Source organism: Streptosporangium sp. NPDC006013, assembly GCF_040614275.1.
GTDB lineage: Bacteria > Actinomycetota > Actinomycetes > Streptosporangiales > Streptosporangiaceae > Streptosporangium.
On sequence record NZ_JBEXUE010000314.1, the window covers coordinates 1 to 12,101 of the forward strand.

General features: G+C 70.5%; 12 protein-coding genes. 8 read left to right on the forward strand and 4 right to left on the reverse strand.

Annotation, left to right across the window (positions count from 1 at the left end; translation table 11 throughout):
• Positions 1–169: 169 nt before the first annotated feature.
• Complete coding sequence (locus ABZ260_RS34850; RefSeq protein WP_355626191.1) at positions 170–2,677, reverse strand: DUF4132 domain-containing protein; 2,508 nt, start codon at positions 2,675–2,677, stop codon at positions 170–172.
• A 117-nt stretch (positions 2,678–2,794) separates the two neighbouring features.
• On the reverse strand, positions 2,795–3,469 hold the full coding sequence (locus ABZ260_RS34855) for a TetR/AcrR family transcriptional regulator C-terminal domain-containing protein (protein WP_350954920.1): 675 nt from the start codon (positions 3,467–3,469) through the stop codon (positions 2,795–2,797).
• A 131-nt stretch (positions 3,470–3,600) separates the two neighbouring features.
• Here ABZ260_RS34855 and ABZ260_RS34860 point away from each other — a divergent pair, with 131 nt between their 5' ends.
• A complete protein-coding gene (locus ABZ260_RS34860) occupies positions 3,601–4,305 on the forward strand; it encodes a DUF998 domain-containing protein (RefSeq protein ID WP_355626193.1) in 705 nt (234 codons plus the stop codon).
• Here the strand turns inward: ABZ260_RS34860 and ABZ260_RS34865 are convergent.
• Positions 4,302–4,982: a TetR/AcrR family transcriptional regulator gene (locus ABZ260_RS34865; protein ID WP_355626195.1), complete on the reverse strand. Its 681-nt coding sequence runs from the start codon at positions 4,980–4,982 to the stop codon at positions 4,302–4,304. The two genes, ABZ260_RS34860 and ABZ260_RS34865, sit on opposite strands and share 4 nt — an antisense overlap.
• Before the next feature lie 109 nt (positions 4,983–5,091).
• Between ABZ260_RS34865 and ABZ260_RS34870 the strand changes: the two genes are divergently transcribed.
• The 6 genes from ABZ260_RS34870 (at position 5,092) to ABZ260_RS34895 (ending at position 10,440) form a co-directional block, all read left to right on the forward strand.
• Positions 5,092–6,237 (forward strand): acyl-CoA dehydrogenase family protein, encoded by a 1,146-nt coding sequence (locus ABZ260_RS34870; protein ID WP_355626197.1) that lies wholly within the window; start codon positions 5,092–5,094, stop codon positions 6,235–6,237.
• Positions 6,238–6,289: 52 nt separating this feature from the next.
• Positions 6,290–7,045 (forward strand): SDR family oxidoreductase, encoded by a 756-nt coding sequence (locus ABZ260_RS34875; protein ID WP_355626199.1) that lies wholly within the window; start codon positions 6,290–6,292, stop codon positions 7,043–7,045.
• Between the two features lie 202 nt (positions 7,046–7,247).
• Positions 7,248–7,982 (forward strand): 3-oxoacyl-ACP reductase FabG, encoded by a 735-nt coding sequence (fabG, locus tag ABZ260_RS34880; RefSeq protein WP_355626209.1) that lies wholly within the window; start codon positions 7,248–7,250, stop codon positions 7,980–7,982.
• A 25-nt stretch (positions 7,983–8,007) separates the two neighbouring features.
• The gene (locus tag ABZ260_RS34885) at positions 8,008–8,157 is read left to right on the forward strand and encodes a hypothetical protein (RefSeq protein ID WP_355626201.1); all 150 of its coding nucleotides are present in this window, start codon (positions 8,008–8,010) and stop codon (positions 8,155–8,157) included.
• A gap of 1 nt (position 8,158) precedes the next feature.
• Positions 8,159–9,217, forward strand: coding sequence for a phosphotransferase family protein (locus ABZ260_RS34890; protein WP_355626203.1), 1,059 nt, complete (start codon positions 8,159–8,161; stop codon positions 9,215–9,217).
• Positions 9,217–10,440, forward strand: a complete 1,224-nt coding sequence (locus ABZ260_RS34895) for an acyl-CoA dehydrogenase family protein (RefSeq protein WP_355626204.1) — start codon at positions 9,217–9,219, stop codon at positions 10,438–10,440. Before ABZ260_RS34890 ends, ABZ260_RS34895 begins: the two co-directional genes overlap by 1 nt.
• Before the next feature lie 135 nt (positions 10,441–10,575).
• Here ABZ260_RS34895 and ABZ260_RS34900 read toward each other — a convergent pair whose 3' ends face one another.
• Entirely contained in the window at positions 10,576–11,721 is a 1,146-nt protein-coding gene (locus tag ABZ260_RS34900; protein ID WP_355626206.1) for an ADP-ribosylglycohydrolase family protein, read from the reverse strand.
• A gap of 80 nt (positions 11,722–11,801) precedes the next feature.
• Here ABZ260_RS34900 and ABZ260_RS34905 point away from each other — a divergent pair, with 80 nt between their 5' ends.
• Positions 11,802–12,005: a hypothetical protein gene (locus tag ABZ260_RS34905; RefSeq protein ID WP_355626208.1), complete on the forward strand. Its 204-nt coding sequence runs from the start codon at positions 11,802–11,804 to the stop codon at positions 12,003–12,005.
• Positions 12,006–12,101: the final 96 nt, after the last annotated feature.

The following is a 12,101-nucleotide window of genomic DNA, read 5'->3' on the forward strand; positions in this document are numbered from 1 at the left end:
CCTCGCACCGCGAGGGGACACGGCCCGTTCTGTTCGATGAAGCCCGAACTCGGCGAGGTAGGTCCGGCGGGCGGGCAGGTGCGCGAGGAGCACCTTCCCGAACGCCGTAGCGTGCGCCGCCTCGTGGAAGCCCACATCCAGCGGCTGCACGCGCGGCGCGGGCATCGGGTCAGCCCTTGATCTGGCGGGTGATGGACGGGTCGGTGATCGCGGTGTCGTCGGCCAGCAGGAACGCCTTGGAGATGATGACCGAGAGCATGCCGCCCTCCTCCTCGAACGGCAGGAAGACCTGGTCGGACCCGACGCGGGGGACGATGCAGAGATAGGCGTCGTTGGGCTCCATCAGGATGTTGCCCGATCCCAGGTGGATCCGGTAGGCGCGCAGGTCACCGCGGACCCGCAGGAAGCGGTCGGTGAGTTCGGCCCGGTCGGCGATGCGCAGGCGGGGGAGCAGCCGGGTCAGGGCGTCGCGGCGGATCTCGGCGGTCTCGGTGAGGTCGCCGAAGTTGTAGGAGTGCCAGTAGTCGCCCTGTCCTTCGGGGTCAAGACCGACGGAGGAGACGCCGACGGCGAGGTCGGCGTCACGCATGACCTCCGACAGCACCAGCGACGGCACCTCGGTCAGCGGTGCCGGTCTGTGGAACTCCTCCTGCGACGACTCCTCGTCGGTGCGGTGGAACCGGATCGGGCCGCTGAGGCAGAACGCGGCGGTGCCTCCGCCGTCGGTCTCCCAGGACTCCCAGGGCAGGTGCATGTCCCAGCGCGCCTGCCAGCCGAGGATGTCCTTGACGGCCTCGCCCTGCTCCGAGCCGCCCGCCGCGTCCCAGTGACCGAGCGAGAGGCCGGTCCAGCCACGTTCGGACAGCAGCGCCTTGGCCTGGCCGTACCGCAGCCTGTGTCCCGCGAAGCGGTTGGAGAGCGTCCCGGACCGCTCCTCGGCCGGGGTGAGCAGGTAGACCTCGCGAAAGGCCTGCTTGAACGGCTGCCGTGACCCGGTCTCCAATAGATGGTCGCGCCAGGCACGGACCTCCTCGACGGTCTCCCTGATGGGATGCCAGAGCTGCATCGGGGTGTCGGCGCGGGGCTGGATCCGGCGACCGAGCGGGTCGGTGAGCTCCCAGCCGTCGCCGGCCCTGACCGGTGTCCCGGCGGGGCCCTGCAGGATCTGCCAGATCAGCCGCCTGCCGTGGACGCCGGTGACGGGGTGGTCGAGGAAGAACTCCTCGACCTGACCCCAGCGCCAGACCCGGTCTTCGGCCAGCGCTCGCTCGACGCGGAACCGCTCGGCGGGCAGGGTCCCGCGGATCTCCTTGAGCGTGTTCCTGAACTCGGAGAGCAGCCCGCCGTGGCTCTCCCTGACCGCTTTCGGCGCTGTTTTAACTGGTTTGCCCGCCGGGTTGAGGAAGGTCAGCAGTGGTGTGCCCGCCTCGTCCAGCGCCAGCCGGATGACGTGCTCGCCCGCCCTCTCCTCCCGTACGCCGTCGGGGCCGAGTCCGAACGTCGGCGCGGTCCGGTCGAGTAACTGCTCGCGGCTGAGCCCGGCGTGGGCGGCCACCGCGTCCAGCACCTGCGCGACCTTCGTCAGAATCGACTTCTTCCTGACCTTGGCCTGCATCCGGGCCAGCGGAGCCACCACCTCCAGACCGCCGTGCCGGCCCAGTACGAGCAGGGCGGCGTTGACCAGCATCTCGCAGCGCGAGTTGGGCCCGGACCCGCCGATTCCGGTGCCCGCCGCCAACGCCACCTCTCCGAGCAGCGGGACCGTCCACGGCTCGTCGATCAGCTCGCAGGTCCACACCATGCCGCGCAGCAGCGTGGCGGTGCGCCCGTGGAGGTACGTGGTCGTGGTCCACGTGTGATCGCCGTTCTGGTGCCGGACGGTCGACTCCCGGTGGGCGGGCACCCGATCCAGGATCTCCCGGATGAGCACGACGGCGTCCGGCATGAGCAGGTCGGCGGCCTGCCCGAGCCAGGCGGGGTTGGGACGTGCCGTGGTGGCGGTCATCCAGTGGCGCAGCAGGGGGAACGCCCGGGAGTCGCCGAGACACGAGCCGTACTCGGTGGCCATCAGGACGGCGAAGTCGTCACCACGGCCGGCCAGGCAGGCGGTGGCCGTTACGGGGTCGTTCTCGGCGTGCCCGGCCAGGAGAATGTCCAGGTCGCGCTTGAGCCGCGAGGAGGAGTGCCATGGGAGGCCGGTCATGACCTCCTGGATCCGGCGAATCGGGAGAAGATAACGGCGTTGTTCCTCGTGGGTGAGCTTTCCGATGACCGCCCACGGGATGGCCAGTGGGGCCTGGTAGCTGTAACTGTGCAGGACGGGCTCGGCCGCCGCCCGCCAGAGCAACTCGATCTCGTCGCCGGTCCAGGCGAGTTTCCGCTCGGCGACCCGCAGGGCCAGCAGCGCGGGGTCGGGGCGGTGGTCGTGTTCGCGGTCGCGGGGCACGCCCATCCGCAACTGCGCCCACACTCCCACCGCGCGCCACTGCGCGTCGCTGAGATCGGGCCCGAGCGCCGCGGTGACCCTCTCGGTGAACGTCGGCGCGGGCCACTGTTGCTCCGGCACGTAGAGCTCGTCGAGCCGGGCGAACATGTCAGCGCGAGTCCGGTCGAGGTCGCCGAGCCAGCCGAGCTGCTCGGCGGAGAGCTCGGTGAGCAGGTCCATGTCAGAAGTCAACGGTCGTCTCCAGCGATAGGGGGCGCCGCCATGACTACCAACCGGCTCCGACAAATCCCGGTCACGGAACAGCCGTGTCAGGGCCGAGCGTGGCCTGGATCCCGTCGGGTGAGTGGCTCAGGCCGGGTGGGGCGGGGGCCGGCGGGCCAGGGCGGCGGCCGTGCCGTCGATCAGGGCTCGGAGGCCGTGTTCGAAGGCGTCCTCGCCGGGCGAACCACCGCTCTCGCGGAGCGCCACGAGCAGGGTGGCCTCCGTACCCCCGTCGAGCAGTCCGGCCAGCGCCGCGAGCCGGTCCGCGGGCGTGCCCGCGTGCTCCTGGCGTTCGGTCTGCTCCTGGAGGACGCATCCGTTGACGTAACGGGTGAGGGCCGTGATCGTGCGCAGTGCCAGGACCGGGGTGAAGCCGCGGCCGACCATGGCGGTCATCTCCTCGTCGAACATCCTGATCGTCGCCGGGCTCAGGGCGGCGGCGCCGGAGACGATGCGGGCGCCGTCGCGGTGGGCGAGCAGGGAGTCGCGGTATGCGCGGGCACGGCGGGTGAGCCAGTCCTGCCAGGACTCGCCGTCGCGGGGCGGGCCCATCCCGGCGGCCAGGACGATCGCGTCGGCCATCCCGTCGAGCAACTCCTGCTTGTTGCGCAGGTGCCAGTAGAGCGCGGGCGACTGGACGCCCAGCTCCGAGGCGAGCCGGCGCACCGTCAGCCCGTCCAGGCCGACCTCGTCGAGCAGTCGCAGTGCTGTATCGATCATCGTCTGCCGGGTCAGGCCAGCTCCCCGCTTGTTCTCGCCCATCGGTTGACACCTTAGCAGCGCTAAGGGAACATGGCGGCGACGCGCCTTAGCACTGCTAAGGAAGGCTCGCGCGCCGGACACCGCGCGGAGTCAGGGCCGGACCGCGAAGGCCGGTCACAGAGGGGAGAGCCATGTCCAACGTGCGAGAACAGCGGCTGACCAGGGCGCTGCTGACCTGTGGTGCCGTAGCCGGACCGCTGTTCATCCTCGCGGTCGTGATCCAGGACTACACGCGCGTGGGTTTCGACCCCAGGCGGCAGCCGCTCAGCATGCTGAGCCTGGGCGACCTGGGATGGATCCAGATCGCCAACTTCGTCATCACCGGGCTGCTGAACATCGCGTTCGCGGTCGGGCTGTGGCGGGCGTTGCGTCCAGGCCATGGCGGGACCTGGGGGCCGCTACTGATCGGCGCGTACGGGACCGGCCTGGTCGGCGCCGGTGTCTTCCGCTTCGAACCGGCGTGGGGCTACCCGCCCGGTGCGCCGCAGGGTCCTCCCGATGCCCCCGGCTTGAGCTACATCCTGCACGGTGCCGCCTTCGGCGTGGGGTTCGTCTCGCTGGTCGCGGCATGCTCCGTCTTCACCCGTCATTTCGCCGTACGGGGAGAGCGCGGATGGGCGCTCTACTGCGCGGCCACGGGCGTGGCGCTTCCCGCCCTCTACCTGCTGGCGGGGCTGCTGTCGGACGACGGCGAGAACTCCCAGCCCCTGAGCCTGCTCCTCCGCGCCATCGCGCTCCTGGGCTGGGGATGGGCCGCGGTGCTCGCGGTGCGGGTACGCGGATCCCACACGCCGGCCGGGCCCGGCGTCGGGTCCGGAGCCGTACTCACCGACTAGGAACGCAGGGGTGACCTCATGGCGTCGCCTGTCTGTGTGACCCGACGATGTGCCCCGACGATGCGCAGGGCGAGCTCGCAGTAGTGGCCGGCGATGTCCTCGTCACTCCACTCGCCCTCCTCGCGGTACCACCGGGCGACGTCGACGCCGAGCGACAGCAGTGCGAGCGCGCTCATCCGCGGGTTGGAGGTGTGGAACACGCCGCCGGCGACGCCGGCCTCCACGATCTGACGTATCTCCTGCCCGATGGCGCGCCGGACGGCGCTGATCTCCCTGTGGTGCTCCGGGTTGAGCGCGGCGAGCTCGTAGTTGACGACGCGTGCGCTCGTGTGGCTGCGGGCGTGGTGCATGGTGAACTCGCGGACGACCGCCAGGAGTTGCTCCACCGGGTCGTCCGAGCTCGCCGCGCCCTCTCGCACGAGCCGCAGCGTGACGTCGTGTCCCGACCGTGAGATCAGGTAGAGCAGCTCCTCCTTGGACTTGTAGTGCACGTAGAGGGCCGCCGGGCTCATCCCGGCCGCCGACGCGATGTCGCGGGTGGTCGTGCCGTGGAATCCCTTGGCGGCGAAGGACTCCACAGCGGCGGCGATCAGCCGGTCGCGGGCGATCGTAGGGCGGGTTTCCCCCGTCGTCGGGTGGTCGTCCGGCACGTCACCACTTTCTGTGATCTGGCTCACCAGCTCCCCTTGCGGTTGGGGCGTTGACAAGGATGTCGCAATTGAGGAAGGCTAAGCAAGCGCTTAGCGATAAGCAAGCGCTTAGTCAGCCTGCTCGTGCGAGGTTCTCTTGAGGCGCAGTATCTACAGCTCCGACCACGAGGCGTTCCGCGGCTCGGTCCGGGCGTTCCTGGACCGGCACGTGTGGCCGCGCACTGAGCAGTTCATCGAGGCTCGGGCGTTCCCCCGGGATCTCTGGATCGAGGCGGGCCGGCAGGGGTTCCTGGGACTGGGGATTCCGGAGCGGTACGACGGTTCCGCCGCGGAGGACTACCGCTACAACGCCGTTCTCGGGGAGGAGCTCGCCGGCGTGTCCGCGGCACTGAGCTCCTCCTTCGGCATCCACTACGACGTGGTGGCCCCGTACCTGGTGGAGCTCGTCGGCGAGGAGCAGCGGAAACGGTGGCTGCCCGGGTTCTGCTCCGGAGAGCTGGTCACCGCGATCGGCATGACGGAGCCGAGCGCCGGCTCGGATCTCGCCGCGCTGCGCACCACCGCGGTGCGCGACGGGGACAGCTGGGTGCTCAACGGCTCGAAGACCTTCATCACCAACGGCTACTCGGCGGATCTGGTGGTGGTGGCCGCCAGCACCAGCCCGGAGAGGCGGGCCAAGGGGATCACGCTGTTCGGTGTCGAGACAGGGATGGACGGCTTCAGCCGCGGCCGGAAGCTCGACAAGGTCGGGCAGCCCGAGTCCGACACCGCCGAGCTGTTCTTCGACAACGTCCGGGTGCCGCATGCGAACGTCATCGGTGAGATCGACCGTGGCTTCGTTCACATGATGGAGCGCCTGCCGCAGGAGCGGATCGGCGCGGCCGTCTCCAACGTCGCGCACGCCGCGCGGATCCTGCGGGAGACCATCGAGTACGTCAAGGAACGCAAGGCCTTCGGTCAGCCGGTGGGCTCCTTCCAGCACAACAAGTTCCTGCTTGCCGAGCTCGTCACCCAGATCGAGGTGTCCCAGGCCTACGTCGACCAGGCGGTCATGGCGCACGTCGCCGGAGAGCTGAGCGCGGTGGACGCGGCCAAGGCCAAGTGGTGGTCGGCGCAGGTGCAGAACGACGTGCTCGACGCCTGTGTCCAGTTGCACGGCGGCTACGGCTACATGAACGAGTACCGCGTGGCCCGTGCCTGGCGCGATGCCCGCGTGACCAGGATCTGGGCCGGCTCCAACGAGATCATGAAGGAGCTCATCGGCCGGGACCTCGGTCTCTGACCGGCGGCAGAACGTGGAAAGCAGCGGAGTGAGCGGTCGGGGAAGCGCGGAGATGACGAAGAGGTTCGAGGGAAAGACGGCGATCGTGACCGGTGCCAGCCGCGGCATCGGTTTCGCCATCGCGGAACGGCTGGTGGCCGAGGGCGCGCGGGTCTGCGTCACCGCCCGCAAGCGGGAGGCGCTCGAGGAGGCGGTACGGGCTCTCGGCGGCCCCGGCCACGCGATCGCGTCCGCCGGCGGGAGCGACGACGTCGAGCACCAGTCGGACACGGTCCGGCGCACCCTGGAGGCGTTCGGCAGCGTCGACATGCTGGTGAACAACACCGGCATCAACCCGGTCTACGGGCCCATGCTCGATCTCGACGTCGAGGTGGCACGCAAGATCTTCGAGGTCAACTGCCTCGCCGCGCTGTCCTGGGTTCAGCAGGCGCACCGCGCCTGGATGGGTGAGCACGGCGGCTCGGTGGTCAACGTGTCCTCGGTGGCCGGTGTCAGGCCGGCGCCGGGCATCGGCTTCTACGGCGCGAGCAAGGCGATGCTGACCTACATCACCCAGGAGCTCGCGGTCGAGCTCGGTCCGGGTGTCCGTGTCAACGCGGTCGCCCCGGCGGTGGTGAAGACGAGGTTCGCGACCGCGCTGTACGAGGGCAGGGAGGAGCAGGTCGCGTCGGCCTACCCGCTCAAGCGGCTCGGCGTGCCGGAGGACATCGGCGGCGTGGTGGCCTTCCTGCTCTCGGAGGACGCGGGATGGCTCACCGGTCAGCTCATCGTGGTCGACGGAGGGGTGACCCTCACCGGAGGCGTGTGACACGGCCTCCGGCGCCGCGGCCGCCGGAAGGCGGTCCGTGGTCACCGCGTCGGTGACCGGCCGACCAGGCAGGCAGCCGCCGGCCCCCACGGCCGTCGCGGGATCACCGGGCGATCCACTCTCAGTACATCAAGACTCGGACATACCAATCAGAGGAGACCAAGTGAACGAGCAGCAGAACCGGCGGCCGGGTCGCGTCGCGATGGTCACCGGGGCCGCACGTGGCATCGGCGCCGCGGTCGCGAAACGGCTCGGCGAGGACGGATTCGCCGTGGCGGTCCTGGACCTGGACGAGGCGGCGTGCAAGCCGGTGGTGGACGAGATCGTGGCCGCCGGTGGCAGGGCGCTGGCGGTCGGTGTGGATGTGGCCGACGAGCAGGCGGTGGAGGCCGCGGTGGCCAGGGTCGCCGGGGAGCTCGGCGCTCCGACGGTGCTGGTGAACAACGCCGGCATCATCCGCGACAACCTGCTGTTCAAGATGACCGCGACCGACTGGGACGCGGTGATGGGCGTGCACCTGCGCGGGGCTTTCCTGATGAGCAGGGCCGCGCAGAAGCACATGACCGAGGCGGGATGGGGGCGCGTCGTGAACCTGTCCAGCACCTCCGCGCTCGGCAACCGGGGGCAGGCCAACTACGCCGCGGCCAAGGCCGGCCTGCAGGGTTTCACCAAGACGCTGGCGATCGAGCTGGGCAGGTTCGGGGTCACCGTGAACGCGATCGCGCCGGGGTTCATCGAGACCGAGATGACCGCCGCCACCGCCGAGCGGGTCGGGGTGCCGTTCGAGCACTTCAAGGCGGCGGCGGCCAAGGAGATCCCGGTCGGCCGGGTCGGCCGGCCCGAGGACATCGCCGCGACCGTGTCGTTCTTCGTACGGGAGGAGGCCTCGTTCGTGTCCGGTCAGGTGATCTATGTCGCCGGCGGGCCCCGCGCCTGACGGCGGAGACGACGAGGAGACGCGAATGAGGACGTTCAACGGTGTCGGCACCCACCTGGGCCACCGCGACCGGCACACGATCACCGGCGTCACCCGCGGCCGGGCGACCGTCGGGCGGGAGGGCGGTGACAGGCCCGCCCGCGTCGCCGGCACCGTCCCGACGGTGGTGGCCTGACATGTCCGACCAGGAGGTGCGCGACGTCGCCCTGGGCCATGACGACCCTCCCGGGGTGGATCTGGCCCGGGTCGCGGCCTACCTTGCCGATGCCGCGCCCGGGCTGGTCGGCGGTCCGCTCCGAGCGGAGGTGATCGCCGGCGGCAAGTCGAACCTCACCTACCTGGTGAGTGACGGCACCGGTGAGTGGGTCCTGCGCCGGCCCCCGCTGGGGCACGTGCTCGCCACGGCGCACGACATGGCCCGGGAGCATCGCGTGATCACCGCGCTCGGCCCCACCGGCGTCCCGGTTCCCCGGACGTACGCGCTCTGCGAGGACCTCGGCGTGATCGGTGCGCCGTTCTACCTGATGGAGAAGGTCGAGGGGACGCCGTACCGGACGGCCTCCCAGGTCGAGCCGCTGGGCCGGGACCGGACCCGGGCGATCTGTGAGCGGATGGTCGACACCCTCGCCGTTCTGCACGCCGTGGATCCGGCGGACGTCGCGCTGTCCGACTTCGGGCGGCCGGCCGGGTTTCTGCAACGGCAGGTACGGCGCTGGAAGAGGCAGCTCGACGCGTCGTACAGCCGGGACCTCACCGGTGCGGAGGAGCTGCACCGCCGGCTCCGGCTGAGCGTGCCCGAATCGCCGGCCCCCGCGATCGTGCACGGGGACTTCCGGCTCGACAACCTGCTCGTCGACGGCTCGGGCGACGTCGTCGCGGTGCTGGACTGGGAGATGGCGACACTCGGGGACCCGTTGACCGACCTCGCCCTGCTGCTGGTCTACCAGCGTCTGGCGACGTTCGGGATCGATCACACCCTGCCCGACGTCTCGACCGCACCCGGCTACCTCGCCGACGGCGAGATCCTGGACCGCTACTCCGTCGCGAGTGGCCGGAACCTGTCGGATATGGGCTTCTACCTCGGGCTGGCCTACTTCAAGCTGGCCGTGATCCTCGAGGGCATCCACTGCCGCCACACCCGGGGGCAGACCGTCGGAGCCGGATTCGACACGGTCGGCGCCGCCGTGGAGCCCCTGATCAAGGCAGGACTCGACGCACTGAAGGAGCACCGCTGATGGATTTCACCTTCGACGCCAGGACCGAGGAACTGCGCGAACGGCTGCTCGCCTTCATGGACGAGAGCGTCCACCCCGCCGAGGCGGTGTTCGACGAGCAGCTCGCCGCGCTCGGGAACCCCTGGGCCTGGTCCACCGTCCCGGTGCTGTGGGAACTGCGCGCCGAGGCACGGCAACGTGGACTGTGGAACCTCTTCCTCCCGGGAGAGTTCGGTGCCGGACTGACGAACCTGCAGTACGCGCCGCTGGCCGAGATCACCGGACGTAGCCTCCGGATCGCTCCCGCGGCACTCAACTGCGCCGCGCCGGACACCGGCAACATGGAGGTGCTGGCCATGTTCGGCACCGAGGAGCAGCAGAAGCGGTGGCTGCACCCGCTGCTGGCCGGTGAGATCCGGTCCTCCTTCGCGATGACCGAGCCCGACGTCGCCTCCTCCGACGCGACCAACATCAGCACCCGCATCGAGCGGGACGGCGATTCCTACGTCGTCAACGGACGCAAGTGGTGGATCACCGGCGCCATGAACCCCAATGCCGAGATCTTCATCGTGATGGGGAAAACGGACCCGGCGGCGGGCCGGCACAGGCAGCAGTCGATGATCCTGGTCCCGCGCGACACCCCCGGGATGACGGTCAGGCGCGGTATGCACGTGCTGGGGTACGACGACCACGACCACGGCGGGCATGCGGAGATCACGTTCGACGACGTCCGCGTGCCCGCCGGGAACCTGATCGGCGGAGAGGGCGACGGGTTCGCGATCGCGCAGGCGCGCCTCGGGGGCGGCCGGATCCATCACTGCATGCGGTCGATCGGTGTCGCGGAGCAGGCGATCGAGCTGATGTGCCGGCGCGCCTCCGAGCGGGTCGCCTTCGGCAAGCCGCTCTCCGAGCAGGGAGTCGTCCGCGACTGGATCGCCGAGTCCCGGGTCCGGGTCGAGCAGCTGCGGCTGCTGGTGCTCAAGACCGCCTGGTTGATGGACGGCGTCGGCGCCAAGGGCGCCCACACCGAGATCCAGGCCATCAAGATCGCCACACCCAAGACCGTGGAATGGATCCTGGACAAGGCGATTCAGGTGCACGGGGCCGGTGGCCTCAGCCAGGACTTCCCTCTCGCCGCCGCATTCGCCATGATCCGCACGCTCCGCTTCGCCGACGGCCCGGACGAGGTGCACAAGAACTCCCTGGCCCGCCACGAACTCAGGCGGCAGACGGGAACCGCGTGACGAGCCGCCCGGTTCGGCGTTCAGTCCGACCGGGCGGGTTCGCGGGTGGACGGCGACATGCTCTGGATGGTGATGGTCGCTCCGACAGGTCGCCAGGAGGTGGGTGAGCAACCGGAGTCCCGGCCGACATCGGCGTCAGGCGCCGGGATACTTCCTGAGCCAGGCGCCGGTGATCTCGTGATCTCCGGTGGACCAGGCCGCGAAGTCGTCCGCCAGCTCGGTGATGGCGTCGCGGCCCTCCAGGTGGGCTAGCCAGCCGGCGGGAAGCGCGGCCTCGCCGTGCCGGGCTCCCAGCAGGTTGCCGCAGACGGCCCCGGTGGAGTCGCTGTCGCCGGAGTGGTTGACCGCGAGCAGCAGCGCCCGCCCGACGTCGCCGGGCGCGGGGTGCGCCAGGGCGCAGTAGACCGCGATGGCCAGCGCCTCCTCGGCGACCCACGCTCCGCCGAGTGACTCGACCCGCTCCGGGCCCGGACCACCCTGTGCCGCCAGGGACACGGCGGTGCGCAGCGCCCGGCTGGTCTCCTCGTGCGAGGGGTACGTCTCCAGCAGGTCCGTCGCCTGCCGTACGGCCCGCGCGAGCGGCTCGTCCTCCGTCATGTCCTCCGCCATGTCCGGCGAGGTCTGCTCGGCGGGAGTGACCAGGAAGTGCACGATGGCCGCGAAGGCGCCGGCGGCGAGGTAGCCGGTGGGGTGGCCATGGGTGAGCTGGGCGCACTCGGCGGCCAGCTCGAAGGCGTGGCGTGGACTCCGGGGGCTCCGTGCGCGCAGGCCGAACGGGGCCGAGCGCATCACCGTTCCGCAGCCCTTGGAATCGGGGTTGACCGGCCCCGGCTCACCGAACGGCGCGGGGGCGACCGAGCCCCGGTGTCGCAGGCCCGACAGGCAGGCGTTCCCGGGGGCCCGCCGGGAGTAGAGCCACCTCTGCTCGCGGAGCAGGCCGGTGCGGATCGGGTCGTTCCCCGAAGGGCAGGGGGAGCGCTGCTGCTGGGTGTCCAGCCAGCGCAGGTAGGCGTGGTGGACCGCGCCGACGTCGCCGCCGCGGATCAACCCCTCGACGGTGAACAGCGTCATCTGCGTGTCATCGGTGATCATGCCCACCGCGCCGCGCCAGTCGGGGACCAGCCCGGTCACTCCCGCGGGTCCGTGCTGCCTGCGGATCCTCCCGATCGACTCGAACTCGATGGGCGCCCCCAGCGCGTCGCCGAGCGCGCCGCCCAGCAGGCAACCTCTCACACGGTCGCGGTAGCCCTGCGGGTCATGGGCGGGAGGGTGCACAGGCATGATCCTTTCGTTGTCGGTCGGCATCAACAGAACCTGAGGTTTGCGACTGCGCGCGAAGGCATCGAGGGAGAGTGATCGATATGCGCATTGTCCAGGTAACCGGGTTCGGGGGACCAGAGGTACCGATGGTGGACCGGGCGCCGGAGCCGATCTCCGGAGCCGGGCGGGTCGTGGTCGGGGTGTCCGTCGTGGACGTCCTGTTCCTTGAGGCGCGGCTCCGCACCGGGGCCGGAGGGGCGGCGGGGGCATGGACTGCCCGATTCCGGGGAGGGCGGGTCGGATGATCTTTCGCTGGTATTCGTTCCCGGCGGGAGGGGGCGGGGGCTTCTTCTTTCCGGTGGAGTATCACGGAGCCCGGGGTGTCGCTGTGCTCGTTTGGT